Raw genomic sequence first — 19,735 nt, 5'->3', positions numbered from 1 at the left:
CTACCGGCCGACCAGCGCGGCGCCCAGGCCGGCGAGCCGGCGGCCCCGGCGGACGGCAGCCGTGCCGTGCCTGCGCACGTACATGCGGGCCACGATCGCCCGGCCCCTCCGACGCTGGGCGGGGCTCAGCCCGACCTCGCCGAGCGCCCGCAGCAGCTCCCTGCACTGGAGCAGCGTGGAGACGCGCACGTGCCAGGCCGGGGCGCCGAGCTTGCGGGCGATGTCGGCCATGCGCTGCGCCTCCCAGTCACGGCCGGCGAGGATCTCGGGCACGTGCCCCCACGGGCCGGCCAGCGCCATCCGGGCGGCGAAGATCTCGTCCTCGCGCAGCAGGACGGGGCCCCGGTTGACGGCCATGACGCGGGTGCGGCGCATCAGCGCGTACAGCGGGTCCATGGCGAACGGGTCCTCGTTGAGCATCCGCAGCGACTCGGCGAACCGGTCCACGGGGTCGTCGGACAGGTAGCCGGTCCCCGTGTACGGCGCGGTCCGCGTCGTGCCGTCCGGGCCGGTGTACGCCTGCTGGGTGGTCACCAGGAGCAGCCGCTCGTCCCGGGCGAAGACCTCCAGGCAACGGGAGACGTAGTCCGGCGCCAGCCAGTTGTCGTCGCCGGCCCACCGGTAGAACTCCCCCCGGGAGCGGCGGATCGCGTCGCTGAAGTTGCGCAGCTGCCCGATGTTCTCCGGCTGCCGGTGGTAGACGATCCGCGGGTCGGTCGCGGCCCAGTCGCGGCACACCTCCTCGGTGCGGTCGGTCGAGGCGTTGTCGCAGATGACCAGCTCGATCGCGCGATGGTCCTGCGCCAGGACCGAGGTGATCGCCTTCTCCACACGGTCGGCGCCGTTGTAGACGGGCAGCCCCACGGAGACCAGCGTGTCGTCGAATGCCATCAGGCGCTCCTTCTGACGAGCTTGTGCAGCGCGGCGCCGGGCACCACGACCAGGACGAAGAGCAGCAGCCCGGCGCCGCCGGCGACGGCGAGCCGCACGAGCGCGGGCCCGCCGGAGGTCAGCGAGTCCAGGACGAGCATCAGCGCGCCCGCTGCGACCGCTCCCACCGCGGGCCGGGCAAGGGCGGGCAGCGCGGGCGTGACCCGCACACCGACGCGGCGCAGGAGGAGCAGGGCGACGGGGAACGCGACGACCACGGCCACCAGCGCGTGCGCGACGGCCGCGCCCCTGATGCCGCCCAGGTGCGCCCCGGCCACCAGCGCGGGCAGCAGCGCGGCGGCCCACACGAGGTTGAGCCACACGGTGGTCCTGGTGGCGCCCAGCCCGGTCAGGATGTCCACGGCCAGGAACGAGATCAGCATCCGCACCACCATGAGCACGGCCAGCCAGCGCAGCACGCCCGCGGAGAAGTCCCACCGCTCGCCGTACAGAAAGGTGACCAGGGGGTGCGCGAGGACGCCCATGACCAGCGCGGGCGGCAGCACGAAGGCCACCATCACCGGCACGGACCTGCGCACCCCCTCCGCCAGCGCCGCCGGGTCCTCCGCCAGGCGGGAGAAGCTCGGCAGGGAGACGTAGCGCAGGGCGGTGCCGATGATGCCCGGCACCCAGCTCGACACGTTGAACGCCAGCAGGTAGTAGCCGAGCTGCTCGGACCCGAGCACGTCCCCGACCACGACGTAGTCGGCGTTCATCAGCACCGCTTCGAGCCCGAACCCGAGGGCCGACGGGATGCCGAAGCGCAGCAGCCTGCCCGCGACCTCCCGGTCCAGCGCGATCCTGACCGGCACCCAGCCCCAGACGAAGATCAGCACCCCGGTGACCACCGACGCGGCGACCTGCCCCCACGCGAAGCTGTAGGCGCCCGCGCCGCCGAACGCCAGCGTGATCGCCACGGCGGCGTTCGCCACGAACCCGACCATGATGGCGAGCGTCAGCTTGTCCTGGTCGAAGCGGCGCAGCAGGGCGGCGCTGCGGACCGCGGTGAACGCCTCGATGAGGATGATCGAGGTGAGCAGCCTGACGACGCCCGTGGCCTCCCCGTCACCGGCCATCCGGGCGAAGACCGGGGCGAACGCCCAGAAGATCCCGTACAGCCCGGTGGCGAACAGGAAGCTCAGCACCGTGGCCGTGGGCGCGATCTCCTCCAGGCGGCCCCGCCACTGCACGGTCGCCGCCTGGATGCCCACGTCCTTGATGTGCATGACGAGCTGCGTCGCCGCCAGCGCCACCGCGTACGTGCCGAAGTCCTCGGGCGCGAGCACGCGCGCCAGCACCAGCCCCATCGCGAACGAGCCGGCCCTCGTGACGAGGTTGCCGAGAATGCTCCAGCGCAGCCCTCGGCCCGCCCGGGCGCCGATCTCCTCGACGCGCTCCGTCTCGTCCATCCGTGCCTTTCCCGGCCGTGCCTGCTAGGGGGTGACCCGTTCGAGCCAGATCTCGCGCCAGAACGGCACGAACTCGCGCGGGCAGTTGAGGCTGTGCACCCCCTGGCACACCACGCTCTCCAACGTGATGCAGGGGGACTTCATCGTGAGCAGGCGGCCGGAGCGCTCGTCGATGCACCGCTCGACGCGGGCCTGGACGCGGACCACCTTGCCGCAGTAGCGCGCCATCTCCTCCTCGAAGCCGAGGCCGCGGTTGAGCATGTCCTGGTTGAGCGTGGCCAGGATCTCCGCCTGCGGCTTGACCCGGACCAGCTCGCCCGGTCTCAGGTCCAGCGAGCCGGTGGGCGTCCGGCCGCGCAGCCCCGGGCGCAGGAACCCCCAGCGCAGCCCCTCCCTGAACCACAGCCTCTTCGGCAGGACCCGCCTGCTGACCGCCTGGAGCCGGTTGAAGACCCCGATGAGCAGCGCGTGGACCGTGCGGACCGGCCCGACGTTGCCGGAGCGCACGTCGGTGACGTACTGGCCGACGCTGCGGACCGGCAGGCAGACCGGGGCCGCGCGCAGCAGCTCCGTCGCCTGGCAGGAGTAGCGCTCCTCGCCGTCCGCCCCGGGCGGCTTGCGGGTGTTGACCTCCAGCAACGGCAGAAGCCGCCCCTCGGGCACGGCCGGGGACGCCTCGCCGCCGTCCCCCGCCCGCTTCAGCCACGCCTCCTTCCAGTACAGGGAGCAGGCCGTCTGGCAGCCGCCGTGCGCCGAGCCGTCGCAGCGCGCCCCGGTCAGGTGCACCGCGCGCTCCATCCGGCGCAGTCCGCTGCGGGTCTGCGTGTCGCACAGCTTGTGCGCGACCTTGTGGACGGTCATCCGGCGACCGCAGAACGCCAGCATCTCCGGCATGAACGGCAGCCCGTCGAGCTCGCCGCGCTCGTCCAGCGTGGCGAGGATCTCGGCTTCGCCGCGTACCTCCACCACGTCTCCGACCCTGAGGTTCAAGCGATCTCCTTCACCAGTCCGGCGGCGGCCAGCGCCCGCGCGGCGTCCTCGACCGCCTCGAAGGGCAGTCCCGAGCGTTCGGCGACGTCAAGCAGGCTGTGGTCCCCGTCGGACAGGTTCAACACCCATAACATCGCCATCTGCGCCTGTTTCGTGTCACTTCTCCCGCCGAGAGATCCGTAGAGGCCGCGTCGCCCCAGCTGCGGCTCGCCGTAGGGGCTGAGGTTGAGGTAGGTGCGCTCCCCCTCCAGCACCCCGACGACCCGCCACAGCGCGTCCAGGGTGTCGGCCATGGCCTCCGGCGTGACGAATCCGGGGTCGTCGGCCGAGGTGTGGTACTCCGGGTAGCCCGCGTACGGCGTCCTGGTGAGGCCGCCGAACGGCAGGTCGAAGCCGGGCGAGCAGAACTGCCGCTCGTCGTAGCCGTACGGCGAGAAGTCGAGCACCGTGTGCGGCCGGTCCCTGAGCACGTGCGTGACGGCCCGGTCGATGCCGGCGTCGCCGCGCCTGCTGCGCTTGTAGGTGAGCTGCCCCCGGTCGCCCGCGCAGGCCAGGGTGAGCCCGTGCCGGACGAGGCCGACGCGGTCCCGGTTGAGCGCCAGCCAGGTGATCGCGCCGATGGTGCCCGGCATGAACAGGAACCGGTACGTGTACCGCCGCCCCGGCATCGCGGCCAGCCGGGTCGCCAGGGCCGTGGCGACCGCGATCCCGGCGAGGTTGTCGTTGGCCAGCGACGGGTGGCACACGTGGCAGGAGACGACGACCTCGTCCGGCAGCTCGCCCGGCAGCACGTGCTCGGCGATGGTCAGCGACCCGTCGGCGAGCGTCGAGTCGACCAGCACCTCGTACGGCCCCTCGCCGAGCCCGTCCAGGACCTCCTGGCTGAGGCAGAACCCCCACGTCTCGGCGTAGTAGCCGGTCCGGTAGGGGACCAGGGACGGCTGCTCCGGCAGCGTGTGCAGGCGCGGGCGCAGCTCCTCCAGCGTGAACACGCCGGAGACGGGCACGCTGTAGCCGACCACGTGCAGGTTCGAGGCGTGGAAGTCGACGACCCGCCGGCCCGAGGGGTCCTTGACGTAGGCGTCGCGGATGTTCCATTCCTTCGGCACCGTCCAGTCGAGCACCTGCGTGCCCGTCGGCACCTCGGTCACGGTGAGCGGCAGCCGCTCGCCGATCACGTCGAGGGTGCGGCGGACCCCGTCGCCGGTGATGCTCCGGCAGATCGGGTACAACCGCTCGACCAGGGCGTGCATCTCGTCAGGCGTCATGGCCGCAGCTCGGCGGTGATCTCGCCCGCGGCGCGCCGGTCCGACAGCCTGGCCAGGCGCGTGTAACGGCGCTCGAAGTCGTGCCTGGTCAGCCCGTACGCGCGGTAGGCGTCCACCAGCTCCGCCGCGCCCTCCTTGACCGTCCAGCGGGCCTCGTAGCCGGGCAGCGCCTGCCGCACGCGGGAGAAGTCCACCCGGTACGAGCGCGGGTCGCTCCCCGTCTCGCCGGTGATGACCAGTGTGGAGCCGGGCACGGCCTCGGCGACCTCGGCGGCGATCTCGGCGACCGTCACGTTGTTGCACTCCGTGCCCACGTTGAAGGCCCGGCCGTGGACGGCCTCGCGGGACGCGGTGAGGGCGCGCAGGAACGCCTCGGCGATGTCCCGGGCGTGCACCAGCGGACGCCACGGGGTGCCGTCGGACAGCACCCGCACCTCGCCGGTCAGGTGGGCGTGCCCCACCAGGTTGTTCAGCACGATGTCGGCACGCAGCCGGGGCGAGAAGCCGAACGCGGTGGCGTTGCGCAGGAACACCGGCGAGAAGTCGGCGTCGGCCAGCTCCGCCAGGTCGTCCTCCACGCGCACCTTCGACTCCGCGTACGGCGTGACGGGCCGCAGCGGCGCGTCCTCGTCCACCAGGCCGTCGCCGCCGGAGGCGCCGTAGACCGAGCAGGTGGAGGCGTACAGGAAGCGGCTCACCCCGGCGTCCCTGGCCAGGCGGGCCAGCCGTACGGAGGCGTGGTGGTTGATGGCGTGGGTCAGCTCGGGCGCCAGCGACCCGAGCGGGTCGTTCGACAGCGCCGCCAGGTGGACGACGGCGTCCACGCCGTCGAGCACGTCGGGGGTCACGTCCCGCAGGTCCGTCGCGTGGGCGGGCGGGTCGTCGGGCACGGGCCCGAGCACGCAGTCGGCGAACAGCCCCGAGTCGAGGCCGACCACCTGGTGGCCCGCGTCTCTCAGCACGGGGGCCATCACGGTGCCCAGGTAGCCCTGGTGCCCGGTCAGAAGGATCCGCACGTTCAGTCTCCAGCCAGGTCGATGGTGAGCTTGCGGGTGTGGAACGCCTCGGCGTAGCGGGCGCCGCACTCGACGCCGCGGACGCGGGCCAGCCCCAGGAACGCCTCCCGGTCGTACCAGGACCGCCCTTGCTGCGACGGGTAGTGGCGCTCCAGCAGGCCGGCCTTGGCCTCGGCCGTCCCGGGGGTCAGCGGCTGGTAGACCGAGGGGCGGCCGAGGTCGCCGTCCCACTTGACGATCTCGTAGCCGAGCGTGAGGTGGTCGCGGAAGACGGTGGGGACAAGCTCGGCCAGGCCGCGGTGGTCCTGGTGCGCGTCGCCGTGCCAGGGGGCGAGGACGAGGTCGGGGCTGGTCTCCGCGCGCAGGTCCTCCAGCGCGTCCTTGGCCTGCTCCCAGTGGGACGGCAGCCGCCCGTCGGGCAGCTTCAGCACCGTGACGGCCAGGTCGGCGCCGGGGCAGAAGGCGGCCAGCGCGGCCCGCTCCTCGTCCTCCCGCCCGGTGCCGCCGCCCGACAGCACGAGCGCGTCCACCCGCACGCCGGGCCGCCCCGCGCAGAGCGTCAGCAGGGTGCCGCCGGCGCCGATGGGGATGTCGTCGCAGTGCGCGCCCAGCGCGACGACCCGGGTCAGCGCGCCCGGCCGGAGTCCCCTCACCGTCATGCCTCCCACAGGGCCCACGGCCGGTCGCCGCGCTCCCAGGAGCGGTCCAGCTCCAGCCGCTGGTTGACGGTGTCGCTGGGCCGCCAGTAGCCGCGGTGCCGGTAGGCGAGCAGCCGACCGCGCTTGGCCAGCTCGGCGCAGCCGTCGGCCACCAGGTCGCCGTTCTCCGGGATGTGGTCGAAGATCTCCTGGCGCAGTACGAAGAAGCCGCCGTTGACCCAGAGCGGCATCGCGCTGACCGGGGTGATGCCGCCGACGACGTTCGCCTCGCTGACGTCCACCACGTGGAAGGTGTTGGTGGGCGGCACCACCATCATGGACGCGCCCGCGTCGGTGGCGGTGAAGCGGCGGATCATGTCGGTCAGCGGCGCGTCGGTCAGCACGTCGGCGTAGTTGGCCAGGAACATCTCCTCGCCGTCGAGGTGGTCGCGCACCCGGCGCAGGCGCTCCCCGATGGGCGAGTCCACGCCGGTGTCCACCAGGGAGACCGACCAGCCGGAGATGTCGCTGGACAGCAGCTCCACGCGCCCGTCGCGGAGCACGAAGTCGTTCGAGACCGTCTCGCGGTAGCCGAGGAAGAAGTCCTTGATGTGCTGCGCCCCGTAGCCGAGGCAGAGGACGAACTCCTTGTGCCCGAAGTGCGCGTAGTAGCGCATCACATGCCAGAGCAGGGGACGCGGCCCGACGAACTGCATGGGCTTGGGCAGGTCCCCGCCCGGCATCTCGCTGCGCATCCGGGTGCCCCGCCCGCCGCAGAACAGGACGACCTTCACGACACCACCTCCAGCTCGGGGATCGGGAAGACCAGCCGGCCGCCCCACTCGCGGACGTAGGAGAGCTGCTCGACCAGCTCGTCACGCAGGTTCCACGGCAGCACCAGCACGTAGTCCGGCCGGTCGGCGGCGATCCGCTCCGGCGGCAGCACGGGGATGCGCGAGCCGGGCGTGAACCGGCCGTGCTTGTACGGGTTCCGGTCCACGGTGTACGGCAGCAGGTCGGGGCGGATGCCGCAGTAGTTGAGCAGCGTGTTGCCCTTGCCCGGGGCGCCGTAGCCGGCGACCGTGCGGCCCGCGTCAGCCGCGTCGACGAGGAAGCGCAGCAGGTCGCGCCGGACCTTCGCCACCCGCGCCGCGAAGTCGTGGTAGCCGGACAGCTCGTGCAGCCCCGCCGCCTTCTCCATGGCCAGCACGTCGGCCACCCGGTAGGACGGCGAGGCCGTCGGGTCCGGCACCGCCCACAGCCGGATCGAGCCGCCGTGCGTGGGCAGCAGCTCCACGTCCACCAGCCTCAGGCCGCCGCTCGCCAGCGCCCGCCGCGCCGAGGCCACCGTGTAGTACTGGAAGTGCTCGTGGTAGATCGTGTCCCACTGGTTGAGCTCCATGAGCGTCAGCAGGTGCTGCACCTCGATGGAGACCCGCCCGCCGTCGGCCACCAGGGCGCGCAGCCCGCGGGTGAAGCCGGTGACGTCGGGGATGTGCGCGTACACGTTGTTGGCGACGACCAGGTCGGCCGGCCCGTGCTCCTCGCGGACGAGGCGGGCGGTATCCGGGGTGAGGAACGCGGTGAGCGTGGGCACGCCGCGGTCCCGGGCGGCCTGGCCGACGTTGGCCGACGGCTCGATGCCGAGGCAGCGCACGCCGCGCTCCACCACGTGCTGGAGCAGGTAGCCGTCATTGCTGGCCACCTCCACCACGAACGCGCCGGGCGAGAGGTCCTGCTCCTCGACGAAGCGCCGCGCGTGCTCCACCCACGACGTCGAGTACGAGGAGAAGTAGGCGTACTCGGTGAACGTCTGCTCGGGGGTGATGAGCGGCGGGAGCTGGGCCAGCCAGCATTCCGTGCAGACGCGCAGGTGCAGCGGGTAGGTCGTCTCGGGCTCGTCGAGCCGGTCCGCGGGGAGGAACGACTCGCACGGCGGCGTCGCGCCGAGATCCACCACCCCGGCCAGGCCGGTGGAGCCGCACAGCCGGCAGGCGGCGGCCACGTCAGCGCACCCCGGCCGGCGCCAGGGCCTCGGCCTCGGCCTCGTAGGCCGCGGCGAGCTCCTCGGGCATCGGCGCGAGGTCGCGGCACCGGACGAAGTCGCGCAGCGTGGTGCCCGTGCAGCGGGCGTCGACGTTGGCCGCGCCCCTGCGCTCGCGCACGTCGGCGAGGTGCACGGTCCGGAAGTCGATGCTGAAGCGGGTCCGGCCGGAGGTGTTGGGCACCGTCGAGTGCAGGTGGGCCCCGGAGAACATCAGCACCCCGCCCGGCTCGGGCACGACCCGGATCTGCGGGTCGAGGTCGATCTCCTCCTCCGGCCTCGGCTGGGCCCGGGTGTCGCCGTGGACGTGCCGGGCGGCGGTCCGCCTGCTCGTCCGGTTCCACTCCGCGTAGTCGTAGCCGGCGCTGCCGTTGCGCACGGGCGTGTCGAAGTAGCCGGGATGGAAGGCCATCACGTTCTCCGGCACCACCTCGAAGACCGGGATCCACCAGTTGACCTGGTTGAAGGGGGCCGAGTACCAGCAGTCGCGGTGCGGGTGGAAGGCGTACGAGATGCCCGAGACCAGGTAGTCGTGCGAGGTGGAGGTGCGTAAGCGGGGCACGTCGAAGTAGGTCAGCGACGGGTCGCAGCCGCGCTCCTCGATGAGCGCCGGCACCAGCTCCTTGCACCTCGGATGGTGGATGAAGCGTGGCTTCAGCTCGGCCAGCAGCCGGGCGAAGTCCTCCACGGGCATGTCGTGCTGCGCGGTCTCCGGGTCGCGCGCGCCGAACGCGTCGGCGACCAGCTCCCGGGCGAAGCGCACCAGCTCCGTGGCCGCCGGCGAGGCGGAGTGGACGAACAGGTCACCCCGGAACAGCATGTCGCGCCGCCGGTCGTCGGTCACCGTGCTGTTGGAGAGGACGGCCGTCATGGGGAAGATCCCTTTCTCGAGGTATAGGTGCGGGGTTCGGACCGTGGCATCCTGCGATCATGGATCCCCTCTCGGTCGAAGGGGCGTGGCTGCACACGCCACGTGTCCACGCCGACCTCCGCGGCTCGTTCTTCGAGGCTTTCCGTACGGCCGGGCTGCCGCACCCCATGGAGGCCGCGCAGGTCAACTGCTCGGTCTCGCACCGTGGCGTGGTCCGTGGCGTGCACTTCGCGGCCGTGCCGCCGGGCCAGGCCAAGTACGTGATGTGCGTGGCGGGCGCCGTGCTGGACGTGGTGGTGGACCTTCGGGTCGGCTCGCCCGGGTTCGGCCGCTGGGACGCGGTGCGGATGGACGACGAGACGCCGCGGGCCATGCTCATCGCGGAGGGGCTCGGCCACGCGTTCATGGCGCTGAGCGAGCGGGCCACGGTCGTCTACCTGTGCTCGCAGCCGTACAACCCGGGTGGCGAGCACGGCGTCCACCCGTTCGACCCCGCGCTGGGGATCGCCTGGCCGGAGGACGTGGAGCCGGTGCTGTCGGACAAGGACGCGGCGGCGCCCACCCTCGGCGAGGCGCGCGCGGCGGGGCTGCTGCCCGGCTACGAGGAGTGCGTGAAGTTCTACGCCGCGCCGCACTGAGGCCCCGCCTCCCCCACCCCGGCCGGGAGCCGCGGCGGCTCCCCGGCCAGCGCGGGCCACGCCGCGCGCAGCGCCTCCCGCCACGGGCGGATCGACGCGCACCTGGTGTGGGCGAGCACGCTGTTGCCCGGCCGCGCCGCCGGACGCCGGTACGCGCTGCTCGGGACGGGGCGCACCAGACCGGGATCGGCCCCGCACAGGGCGTAGACCTCACGGGCCAGGCCCCACCAGGTGGTCTCGCCCGCGCTGGTGCCGTGGTAGACGCCCGGAGGCAGGCCGGACCGGACGAGCCGCAGCACGAAGGCGGCCAGGTCGGCGGCCCACGTGGGCTGGCCGCGCTGGTCGTCCACCACGTCGGCGGCCGTGCCCGCGCGGGCCAGCCGGGTCATGGTGCGCACGAAGTTGGGGCCGGCGGCGCCGTACAGCCAGGCGGTGCGCACGACGTGGTGGCCGTGCTCCAGCGCGGCCAGCTCCCCGGCGAGCTTCGTGCGGCCGTAGGCGTTCAGCGGGCGCGTCGGGGCGTCCTCCCGGTACGGCTCGCGGCTGGTGCCGTCGAAGACGTAGTCGGTGGAGATCTGCACCAGCCGCGCCCCGGCCGCCGAGCACGTCTCGGCGAGCGTGGCCACCGCGTGGCCGTTGACCTCCAGCGCCTCGGCCTCGTGCGTCTCGGCGTCGTCCACGGCGGTCCACCCCGCGCAGTTGACCACCACGCCGGGGCGGCGGGCCGCCACCGTGTCCCGCACCGCGCGCCGGTCGGTCACGTCCAGCTCGGAGCGGCCCAGCAGCAGCGCCGGCTCCCCCGACGCCACGACGGCGCGCAGCACGTCGGCGGCCAGCATGCCGCCGCCCGTGATCAGCCACCTCACGCGCTCTCCCCCCGCAGGATCGGCTCCCACCAGTCGCGGTGGGCGGCGTACCACGCGACGGTGTCCTTGAGCCCCTGGTCGAACGGGACGCGCGGGCGGTAGCCGAGGGCCCGCAGCCGCGTGTCGTCCAGGGAGTAGCGGCGGTCGTGGCCCTTGCGGTCCTCGACGTGCTCGACCAGGTCCCAGCCGGCGCCGCACGCCTCCAGCAGGCGCCCGGTCAGCTCCCGGTTGGTCAGCTCGGCGGTGCCCGCGATGTGGTAGACCTCGCCCGGCTCGCCCTTCGCGGCCACGACGTCGATCCCCGCGCAGTGGTCGTCGGCGTGGATCCAGTCGCGGACGTTCAGGCCGTCGCCGTACAGCGGGACCTTCTGGCCGCGCAGCAGGTTCGTGACGAACAGCGGGATGATCTTCTCGGGGTACTGCCGGGGGCCGTAGTTGTTGCCGCACCGGGTGATCGACACGTGCAGGCCGTGGGTGACCGCGTACGAGCGGGCGATCAGGTCGCCGCCCGCCTTGGACGCCGCGTACGGGGAGCGCGGCTGGAGCGGCGCGGACTCGTCCCAGGAGCCGCTGTCGATGGTGCCGTACACCTCGTCGGTCGAGACCTGCACGACCCGGGGGACTCCGGCGTCGAGGCACGCCTGCATGAGCGTCTGCGTGCCGAGCACGTTGGTGCGGACGAACTCGGCGGCGCCCTCGATCGAGCGGTCCACGTGCGACTCGGCGGCGAAGTTCACCACCAGGTCGTGGCCCGGCACCACCTCGGCGAGCAGCCCCGCGTCGCACACGTCGCCGTGGACGAACGTGTGCCGGACGCCGTCGAGGTTGGCGCGGCGGCCCGCGTAGGTGAGCTTGTCCAGCACGGTCACGTCGTCCCGGCCGTGCGACCGGACGAAGTGGGAGCCGATGAAACCGGCGCCGCCGGTGACGAGGATTCTCATTGGCTGATCTGCACCTTGCTGTGATCGCCCAGCACGAGGCGGTGGGCTCGGGGAGAGGCGGACGCCGGTGTCACCTCGACGTCGTGGCCGATGAGCGACGGCTCGATGCGGCTGACGCCCCGGATGGAGCTGCGGGGCAGCACGATCGAGTACTCGATCTCGGCGCGCGCGATCACGCAGTCCGCCCCGATGGAGGTGAACGGGCCGACGTAGCCGTCCTCGACGCGGGCGCCCGGCCCGATGACGGCCGGGCCCACGACGCGGGAGCGTGTCACCACGGCGCCCGGCTCGACGACGACCCGGCCGATCAGCTCGCTGGCCTCGTCCACCGAGCCGCTCACCCGGGGCTCCAGCGACTCCAGGACCAGGCGGTTGACCTCCAGCATGTCCACGACGTTGCCGGTGTCCTTCCAGTAGCCGGAGATCACCGTGGACTCCACGGGCAGGCCGGCCTCGATGAGCCACTGGATCGCGTCGGTGATCTCCAGCTCGCCCCGCCAGGACGGCTTGAGCTCCGCCACCGCCTCGTGGACGGCCGGGGTGAACAGGTAGACGCCGACCAGCGCGAGGTCGCTCTTGGGCCGGACGGGCTTCTCCTCCAGCCCGACGACGCGGCCCCGCTCGTCCAGCTCGGCGACGCCGAACTGGCGCGGGTCGCTGACCTTGGTGAGCATGATCTGGGCGGCGGGCCGCTCGCGGGCGAACCGGCGCACGATGCCGTCGATGCCGCCGACGATGAAGTTGTCGCCGAGGTACATGACGAAGTCGTCGTCGCCCAGGTAGTCGCGGGCGACGAGCACGCCGTGGGCCAGGCCGAGCGGCGCCTCCTGGCGCAGGTAGGTCACCTCCAGCCCGAACGCCGAGCCGTCGCCGACGGCCGCCTCGATCTCCGCCTGGGTGTCGCCGACGACCAGGCCCACCTCCCGGATGCCGGTGTCCGCGATCGCCTCCAGGCCGTAGAAGAGCACAGGCTTGTTGGCGACGGGGACGAGCTGCTTGGCGGAGGTGTGGGTGATGGGCCTGAGCCGGGTGCCCGCCCCTCCGGCGAGCACGAGTGCTTTCACCTCTAGTAAGCCCCTTCTCCGCGGGTGACGACGGACCATGTCTTCCACAGGATCTGCAGGTCGAGGACGAGAGACCAGTTCTCCACGTAGCGCAGATCGAGGCGGACGGATTCCTCCCAGGTCAGGTCGGAACGTCCGCTGACCTGCCAGAGCCCGGTCATGCCGGGCTTGACGACGAGGCGGCGGCGCACGTCCGCGCCGTACTGCGCGACCTCCTCGGGCAGCGGCGGGCGCGGGCCGACGAGGGACATCTCGCCGCGGACCACGTTGACCAGTTGCGGCAGCTCGTCGATGGAGTATCGGCGCAGGAAGGCCCCCACGCGGGTGATCCTTGGATCGTTCCGCATTTTGAACAGCACGCCGTCCAGCTCGTTGTCCTGGATGAGGGTGTCCTTGAGCCGCTCCGCATCCACCACCATTGTCCGAAATTTCACGACCTGGAACTCTTGGCCGCCTCTGCCGACACGGGTCTGGTAGAACAGCGCCGGCCCGGGGCTCGTGACGCGGACCAGCAGCACGACGGCCCACAGCGGCACCGCCATGAGCAGCAGCGCCAGCCCCGCCACGCACCGGTCGAACACGCTCTTGACCACCTGCTTGGCCCCGTCGAACTCGGGGTGCTCCACGTGCAGCAGCGGCATCCCGGCCACGGGCCTGATGCTGATGCGCGGCCCGGCCACGTCCATCAGCGCCGGCGCCACGAACAGGTCGGTGCGCTCGGCCTCCAGGCTCCATGCCAGCCTGCGCAGCGCCACGCCGTCCATCTCGGGGCATGCCAGCACCGCCACCGCGTCGGCCCGCACCCGCGCCGCGGCCTGCGACACCTCGCCGAAGGACCCCAGCACGGGAATCCCTTCGAGGTCGTCGTCCATGCGGTCGAGCGGTAGGCACGCTCCAACGACCCGCATGCCATGGTACGGCTGGCCCCTGAACTGCATCACCAGGTCGAGAATCGCTTCACGGTGACCGACCGCGATGACCTGGCGCAGGTATTCGCCGACCGCGCGACGACGGTGCAAACGTTTGCGCATTCTGTAGCGGAAGTAAAGCGTGGACAGCAGCGCGAGCGGCAGCATCGCCATGACGAAACTCCGCGCGACCACCGTTTGCGTGGCGTAGGCCCCGATGGCCACGGACGCCATCAAAGTGGCGCCGCCGTTGAATACCGCCCTGAACTCCTCCATTCCCTCGCCGTGCGCGCGCTCCCGGTACGCGCCGCCCATCAGCAGCACGACCGGCCAGACCACGACCAGCCCGGCGCCGAGCGCGTACTCGACGACCGGGACGAACGCGCCGTACAGCAGCCGGACACCCAGCACGCAGACGCACGCGACCAGCGCGCACGCGGCGTCACCACCCCACAGGACCCGCAGGTACGCCCGCGTCCAGATGCTCGACGCGTGGTGTGGAACGGCCTCGAGGAGCGCGACATCGGACTCCCCAACCCCCACCCTCATAACACCACCCTGGCAACTCCGTGCACCGCATTTGCCTGAACGTTCTCCGAACGCTTCCTGATGACATGTCTCGTTGGACAGATCAATGGGCGGCGACCCCCACTAAAGAGTAAAGATCAATTCCTTAGCGGGGAATAACGACATATGTCCACAAGTGGACGCCGGTCGAGGTGTTCGAGGGGTTGACGGAGCGATCAGTCCGTGTTCGTGCGTCGTACGTGAATTACGCCGGTCAGCGGTTTAAAACGGCAATGACGATGGAATTACGGGCCGGGCAGAGATGGGTGGTCTGGGCGGAGACCGGCACATCCGCGAACTTCGCGGCGATGTTGCACATCCAAGCTCCTGTGACTCTTGTTGCGGGTGATCCGCCGCGGATCGGGGACTACTGGCTGGCCGGGCGACTGGGCGCGGGCGGCCAGGGCGTGGTCTACGAGGCATACGACAGCGCCGGACTCCGGGTGGCCATCAAGATGCTGCACGGCTCCGACGTGGGACTCCTGCAGCGCGAGGCCACCGCCGCCCAGCGGATCTCCTCCTTCTGCACGGCACGCCTGATCGACGCTGACCTCACCGGGCCCCGGCCGTACCTGGTCAGCGAGTACGTGGAAGGGCCCAGCCTGGGCGCGGCCGTGCGCGAGGGCAGGGTGTTCACCCCAGGCGACCTGCACCGGCTCGCGACCGGCGTCGCCACCGCGCTGACCGCCATCCACGACGCGGGCGTGATCCATCGCGACATGAAGCCGGACAACGTGCTGCTCGGCCCCGACGGGCCCCGGGTGATCGACTTCGGGCTCGCGCGCACGCTGGAGATGTCGCTGACCGCGACCGGGCTGATCTCCGGGACCCCCACCTACATGGCGCCCGAGGTGTTCACGGGCGAGCGGGCGGGGGCTCCCGCGGACGTGTTCGCGTGGGGCGGGATCATGCTGTTCGCCGCGACCGGCAAGGACCCGTTCAAGGCGGAGACGCTCGGCGCGGTCATGCACCAGGTCATGTCGGTCGAGCCCGACCTCACCTGCCTGCCGGAGCAGCTCCGCCCGCTGGTCCACGCCGCGCTGCGCAAGGACCCGCTGCAGAGGCCGACGGCCCGCGCCCTGCTGCTGGCGCTGATCCGCGGCGACGGGCGGCTCGACACGGCCCGGCTGCTCGCGGAGGGCGGCCGGGCGTCGCATCTCGCCACGCAGGCGCACGACCCCGGCCTCGGCCCGCTGGCCGAGGAGGCCTACGGCCTGCTCAGCCCCGCCGATCGGGAGCTGGCCGCGCAGGTGTTCCTGCGCCTGGTCACGGTGGACGAGGACGGCGAGCTGTCCCTGCGGCGGGCCCGCCTGAGCGAGTTCCCGGAGGCGCGGGGCGTGCTGCGGGTGTTCGCCTACCTCCTGGAGGTCGACGGCGACGAGGTGCGGCTGACCCGGCCGGCCCTGCCGCACGCCTGGCCCCGGCTGCGCGACTGGATCGAGGCCAACCGGGACGGCCTCGCCGTCCACCGCGACATCCTGAGCGCCGCCCGGCGGTGGGACGACGGCGGCCGGCGGGACGGCGACCTGCTCGCCGGGCGCTCGCTGGAGAACGCGCTGCAGTGGGCGGCCACCGGCCGGCGGGACATCACGCTGATCCGCTTCGAGCGCGACTTCCTGGACGCGGGGGCCGCGCTGGGCCGCCGCAGAGCCCGCAGGACCCGGATGGTGTCGCTGGCCATGGCCGTGCTCCTGGTGGTCTCGCTGGCCGCGACGGGGGTGGCGGTCTGGCAGAGCCGGGTGGCCAACGACCGGTTCCGCATGTCCGAGGCGGCCAGGATCGCGGCCGCCGCCGGGACCATCCGCGCCACCGACCCGCGCCTCGGGGACCTGCTCAGCGTCGCGGCCTGGCGGCTCGACCCGACCCCGCAGACCCGCAAGGCCATGAACGACTCCCTCGCCAAGCGCGAGACCGCCATGTTCCAGGACCCGGTGACCGGCCCCGACACGCTCCGCACGCTCAGCGCCGACAGCAGGACCCTGGTCAGCGTCGGCGACGGCGAGGCCCGGCTGTGGGACGTGGTCCGCCGCACCCAGGTCGGGAAGCTGAAGCTGGACGTCATGGGCACGCCGATCGACGTGGCGCTGAGCCCGTCCGGCGCGGTGCTCGCGGTCCTGACCGGCAAGGGCGCGTACGCCTGGGACGTGAAGACCGGCAAGGCGAGGGGCAGCTGGCGGTTCGACAAGCCCATCGGCGGCGACGATTCCGACGGGGCGGCCATCAGGTTCGGCACGGTCGACCGCTATGTCATGGTGCGCGGGGCGAGCGCCGACGACACCCTCTGGGACCTGAAGACCGGCCGGGACGCGAAGATCCCCGGTGTCTGGGGCGGCGCGATGACGCCCGACGGGTCGGCGATCTTCATGCAGTACCGCGACACCAAGACGATCGGCAGATTCGCGCTGCCCGGTATGAGGCTCACCGGTACGAGACCGGCGCAGGAACCGTGCAAGTACTGCCCCGGTCCGCTCGCGGTCACCAAGAAGGGCTGGCTGCTGGAGGTGCTGCCGGGCTGGCGACTCGGCGCGGCCGATCTGGCGGACCAGGAGAGCTTCACCACCACCGCAGTGATCGACATCGGCCCCACCGCCTGGAACCAGGGACGCGTGGTCCTCAGCCACGACGACAAGCTGCTCGCCTCGGCGACGGAGAAGCAGATCCAGCTCTGGGGCGGCGGAACGCTCCTGACCACGCTCACCGTCGGCTCCGCGTCCGACGTCACCGAGTGGGCGGCCGAGGCGATGTCGCCGCAGCCGAGATTCGACCCCGGCGGGAAGGTGCTGCGCTACCTCAGTGAGGACCGCGTGTTCTCCCTCGACATCTCGGCACTCACCGGACCGGCCGACGCCGAGGCCACCACGATGGCGATCAGCCCGGACGGCACGCTGAGCGTGGAGAACCGCGGCGGCGAACGGGGCTACAACGCCTACGTGCGCGGTGCCAAGGGGCGCGACCTGCTGCTGCGCGGCGGTCTCGACGGTCAGTTCAACCTCACCGGTGCTGCCTTCAGCCCGGACGGCAAGATGATCGCCCTGAGCAGTTTCGAGATCTCCGAAGAGGGGGCCGACGACGTCACGAACACGACCCGCCTGCGGATCCACGACACCGCCACCCGGAAGGAGATCAAACGGCTCACCCTGAGCGACGTCGGCGAAGGGTTCCTGCTGGGCTTCAGCCCCGACGGCAGCAAGGTCGCGGTACAGCTCTCCCTGTCTGACGACTCGACGAAGTCCACGCTCCAGCTGTGGGACTGGAAGGCGGGCCGCGCCGTGTGGTCGGCCAAGCTGACCAGGCTGACGAACGTCGCCTTCAGCCCCGACGGATCCCGGCTCGCCGTGCTGGCGCAGGAGCCCGGCCTGCTGGACACCGCCACCGGGAAGCCCGCCGGCGCCGGCCTGCGCGCCGGCGGTCGCACGACCAGCCTGGCCTACGCCGCGTTCACCCGGGCCGGAGACCTCGTCACGGCGGACAACCACGGGCGCCTCACGGTCTGGAACGGGGACGGCTCGCCCCGGACGGTCATCAGAGGCACGGCCGGCAGGCCTGGCGCGCAGCTCGCCGTGTCGCCGAAGGAGGATCTGGCCGCCGTGGTGGGCGCCGACGGCAAGACGCGCCTCTACGACCTGGCTCGCGGCCAGTCCGTCGGCGCGCTGCTGGACGACGATCGAGGGAGCGTCCAGCAGGTGGCCTTCACCCCCGACGGCACCCGTCTGATCACCTTCGACCAGGACGGCCTCCGGCACGAGTATCCCGTCGCGCCCTTGGCCGTGGCGGAGGCACTGTGCGCCCGCTTCGACCGGACGCTCACCGAGCAGGAGTGGACGGCCAGCCTTCCGGACGTCGCACCGGTCCAGGTCTGCGGGGCGCGTTAGTCGTACTCCAGGTCCGGCAGTGTGGACGGCGGGTCGGGGCTGCGCCAGACGACCACGGCCCCGTCCCGCGCCGACTCGCCGGCGCGCTGGAGCCGCTCCAGGTCGAAGTCCGGCAGGTAACGCAGGCGGGCGAGGAACGTCGCGTCGGTGGCCGACCTCGGTACCACACAGCCCTCGCCGTCGCGGGCGAGCAGGATGTACAGGACCTCGGTGTCCGTCTCGGCGGCGACGCGGACCTCGACGACGTCCTCCCAGGCGAGAGCTTCGACGCTTCCGTCGGCGTAGTGACGGGTCACGCCCTCCTCCGTGACGTACACGTAGGAGTCCGGCATCGCGTTGCCGTGCATGGCCGCGATTCTCGCGAGTCGGAGGGGCGTACCGCAAGGGCTCGCGCCCGGCCTCAGCTTCGGGACGGTCCTCCTTCGGCGGGATCGACGCCCCACGTGTGCCCGAGATGGGCGGCGACCGCGGCCCGTGCCGCCTCCACCGGGCCGTCCGCGATCGTGTCCAGCAGCTCCCGGTGCTCCCGCACGAGCACCTCGCGGTCCTCGTAGACCTCGCGCAGCCGGACCAGCCCCAGCCTGGTCTCCGCGGCCAGCGCGCCGTACAGGCGCTCCAGGCGCGGGCTGCCCACCGCCACGATCAGCGCCCCGTGCAACGCCATGTGCTCGGCCACGGTGTCGGACCAGGGCGCCTCGGCGGGCAGCGCCTCCAGGCGGGCCAGCGCCGCGTCGGCCTCCGGGACCCGCCGCCCGGCCACGGCCGTGGCCATCAGGTCCTCCAGCGGGCGGCGCACGTACATGAGGTCGTCGAGGTCGGCCGGCGTCACCTCGGGGACGTACGCGCTGCGGTTGCGCTCGCGGCGCAGCAGGCCCTCGTGGACGAGCGTGGCCAGCGCCTCGCGGACCGTGGGCCTGGCCACGCCGTAGGTGGCGGCGATCTCCTGCTCGGGCAGGGGCGTGCCCGGCGCGACCTCACCGGACAGCACCCGGCGGCGCAGCTCGCCGGCCAGGGCGTCGACGGCGGACACGGGTCTGAGGGGCGATGTCACGGCTGAGACTCTAACGCCCCGCCCTCTCGGGGACGGCCCGCTCGGCCGGGCCGGGCGCGGGAGCCCGCTCCGGAACGGCCACGACGGCCAGGCTGACCGCCAGCAGGGCGAGCCCCGCCACCGACACCGGGGCCAGCCGCTCGTGCAGCACCACGAGGCCGAGCAGGGCGGCGACCGCGGGCTCGGCCAGGGCCAGCGTGGCGGCCGTGGCCACCGGCGTGCTCCGCAGACCCCTGCCGTACAGGAAGTAGGACAGCGCCGTGGAGGCGAGCCCCAGGTAGAGGGCGGCGACCAGGGCGCGCGGCTCGGCCAGCCACTCCACGCCGCGCCAGAGCAGCACCGGCAGCATGATCACGGCCGCGCCGCCGAAGAGCACGCCCATCACCGCCCCGGACGGCGCGCCCCCGGAGATGGCGCGGGCGGCGGTGACGGCGTAGAAGGCGTAGATGAGGCCGCCCAGCAGCGCGATCAGGACTCCGGACACCATCTGGCCGCCGTGCCCGCCGGCTCCCGCGCCGCCGCCGACGATCAGCGCGGCACACCCGGCGATCGCCGCCGCCGTGGCCACCGCCTCACTCACCGTCGCCCCGTCGGCCCTGCCGCACCGCGTCGACCTGGAACAGGCACTGGACGACACACAGGACGACCGGGCGGCGGCCTGG

18 protein-coding genes are annotated in these 19,735 nt (G+C 72.5%); 2 read left to right on the top strand and 16 right to left on the bottom strand.

The window, feature by feature from the left end:
* The 9 genes from ABZS51_RS08200 to ABZS51_RS08160 are packed head-to-tail and all read right to left on the bottom strand — an operon-like array spanning position 1 to position 9,166.
* Complete coding sequence (locus tag ABZS51_RS08200; RefSeq protein WP_310707163.1) at positions 1 to 891, bottom strand: glycosyltransferase family 2 protein; 891 nt, start codon at positions 889 to 891, stop codon at positions 1 to 3.
* On the bottom strand, positions 891 to 2,339 hold the full coding sequence (locus tag ABZS51_RS08195) for an oligosaccharide flippase family protein (protein WP_310707164.1): 1,449 nt from the start codon (positions 2,337 to 2,339) through the stop codon (positions 891 to 893). The genes ABZS51_RS08200 and ABZS51_RS08195 overlap by 1 nt, the downstream gene beginning before the upstream one ends.
* 24 nt (positions 2,340 to 2,363) lie before the next feature.
* The gene (locus tag ABZS51_RS08190) at positions 2,364 to 3,329 is read right to left on the bottom strand and encodes a hypothetical protein (RefSeq protein ID WP_355437673.1); all 966 of its coding nucleotides are present in this window, start codon (positions 3,327 to 3,329) and stop codon (positions 2,364 to 2,366) included.
* Entirely contained in the window at positions 3,326 to 4,597 is a 1,272-nt protein-coding gene (locus ABZS51_RS08185; RefSeq protein ID WP_355437671.1) for a DUF4910 domain-containing protein, read from the bottom strand. The genes ABZS51_RS08190 and ABZS51_RS08185 overlap by 4 nt, the downstream gene beginning before the upstream one ends.
* Positions 4,594 to 5,613 (bottom strand): SDR family oxidoreductase, encoded by a 1,020-nt coding sequence (locus ABZS51_RS08180; protein WP_355437669.1) that lies wholly within the window; start codon positions 5,611 to 5,613, stop codon positions 4,594 to 4,596. The genes ABZS51_RS08185 and ABZS51_RS08180 overlap by 4 nt, the downstream gene beginning before the upstream one ends.
* 2 nt (positions 5,614 to 5,615) lie before the next feature.
* A complete protein-coding gene (locus ABZS51_RS08175; protein ID WP_355437667.1) occupies positions 5,616 to 6,272 on the bottom strand; it encodes a PIG-L deacetylase family protein in 657 nt (218 codons plus the stop codon).
* Positions 6,269 to 7,045, bottom strand: a complete 777-nt coding sequence (locus ABZS51_RS08170) for a glucose-1-phosphate cytidylyltransferase (protein WP_310707169.1) — start codon at positions 7,043 to 7,045, stop codon at positions 6,269 to 6,271. The genes ABZS51_RS08175 and ABZS51_RS08170 overlap by 4 nt, the downstream gene beginning before the upstream one ends.
* Positions 7,042 to 8,256: a class I SAM-dependent methyltransferase gene (locus ABZS51_RS08165; RefSeq protein WP_355437665.1), complete on the bottom strand. Its 1,215-nt coding sequence runs from the start codon at positions 8,254 to 8,256 to the stop codon at positions 7,042 to 7,044. Before ABZS51_RS08165 ends, ABZS51_RS08170 begins: the two co-directional genes overlap by 4 nt.
* Before the next feature lies 1 nt (position 8,257).
* Positions 8,258 to 9,166, bottom strand: a complete 909-nt coding sequence (locus tag ABZS51_RS08160; RefSeq protein ID WP_355437663.1) for a hypothetical protein — start codon at positions 9,164 to 9,166, stop codon at positions 8,258 to 8,260.
* A gap of 59 nt (positions 9,167 to 9,225) precedes the next feature.
* Between ABZS51_RS08160 and rfbC the strand changes: the two genes are divergently transcribed.
* The gene (rfbC, locus tag ABZS51_RS08155) at positions 9,226 to 9,804 is read left to right on the top strand and encodes a dTDP-4-dehydrorhamnose 3,5-epimerase (protein WP_355437661.1); all 579 of its coding nucleotides are present in this window, start codon (positions 9,226 to 9,228) and stop codon (positions 9,802 to 9,804) included.
* Here rfbC and rfbD read toward each other — a convergent pair.
* The 4 genes from rfbD to ABZS51_RS08135 are packed head-to-tail and all read right to left on the bottom strand — an operon-like array spanning position 9,786 to position 14,132.
* Positions 9,786 to 10,670, bottom strand: a complete 885-nt coding sequence (gene rfbD, locus ABZS51_RS08150; protein WP_355437659.1) for a dTDP-4-dehydrorhamnose reductase — start codon at positions 10,668 to 10,670, stop codon at positions 9,786 to 9,788. The genes rfbC and rfbD overlap by 19 nt on opposite strands.
* Complete coding sequence (gene rfbB, locus ABZS51_RS08145) at positions 10,667 to 11,611, bottom strand: dTDP-glucose 4,6-dehydratase (RefSeq protein WP_355437657.1); 945 nt, start codon at positions 11,609 to 11,611, stop codon at positions 10,667 to 10,669. The genes rfbD and rfbB overlap by 4 nt, the downstream gene beginning before the upstream one ends.
* The gene (locus ABZS51_RS08140; protein ID WP_355437655.1) at positions 11,608 to 12,675 is read right to left on the bottom strand and encodes a glucose-1-phosphate thymidylyltransferase; all 1,068 of its coding nucleotides are present in this window, start codon (positions 12,673 to 12,675) and stop codon (positions 11,608 to 11,610) included. The genes rfbB and ABZS51_RS08140 overlap by 4 nt, the downstream gene beginning before the upstream one ends.
* A gap of 2 nt (positions 12,676 to 12,677) precedes the next feature.
* Positions 12,678 to 14,132, bottom strand: a complete 1,455-nt coding sequence (locus ABZS51_RS08135) for a sugar transferase (RefSeq protein ID WP_355437653.1) — start codon at positions 14,130 to 14,132, stop codon at positions 12,678 to 12,680.
* 347 nt (positions 14,133 to 14,479) lie between these two features.
* Here ABZS51_RS08135 and ABZS51_RS08130 point away from each other — a divergent pair, with 347 nt between their 5' ends.
* The gene (locus ABZS51_RS08130; RefSeq protein WP_355437651.1) at positions 14,480 to 18,022 is read left to right on the top strand and encodes a protein kinase; all 3,543 of its coding nucleotides are present in this window, start codon (positions 14,480 to 14,482) and stop codon (positions 18,020 to 18,022) included.
* Here the strand turns inward: ABZS51_RS08130 and ABZS51_RS08125 are convergent.
* From ABZS51_RS08125 to ABZS51_RS08115, 3 genes are read right to left on the bottom strand one after another with little or no spacing between them, the layout of a single operon-like run.
* Positions 18,019 to 18,369 carry a hypothetical protein gene (locus ABZS51_RS08125; RefSeq protein ID WP_355437649.1) on the bottom strand — a complete coding sequence of 117 codons (351 nt, stop codon included), beginning with the start codon at positions 18,367 to 18,369 and terminating at the stop codon, positions 18,019 to 18,021. The genes ABZS51_RS08130 and ABZS51_RS08125 overlap by 4 nt on opposite strands.
* A gap of 53 nt (positions 18,370 to 18,422) precedes the next feature.
* Positions 18,423 to 19,073, bottom strand: a complete 651-nt coding sequence (locus ABZS51_RS08120) for a GntR family transcriptional regulator (RefSeq protein ID WP_355437647.1) — start codon at positions 19,071 to 19,073, stop codon at positions 18,423 to 18,425.
* A 10-nt stretch (positions 19,074 to 19,083) separates the two neighbouring features.
* The gene (locus ABZS51_RS08115; RefSeq protein WP_355437645.1) at positions 19,084 to 19,653 is read right to left on the bottom strand and encodes an EamA family transporter; all 570 of its coding nucleotides are present in this window, start codon (positions 19,651 to 19,653) and stop codon (positions 19,084 to 19,086) included.
* Positions 19,654 to 19,735: the final 82 nt, after the last annotated feature.

Origin of the sequence: Nonomuraea sp. NPDC005501 (assembly GCF_040605905.1) — a bacterium.
In the GTDB taxonomy this organism is placed as follows: Bacteria; Actinomycetota; Actinomycetes; order Streptosporangiales; family Streptosporangiaceae; genus Nonomuraea.
This window is presented reverse-complemented; position numbering and strand designations above follow the sequence as displayed.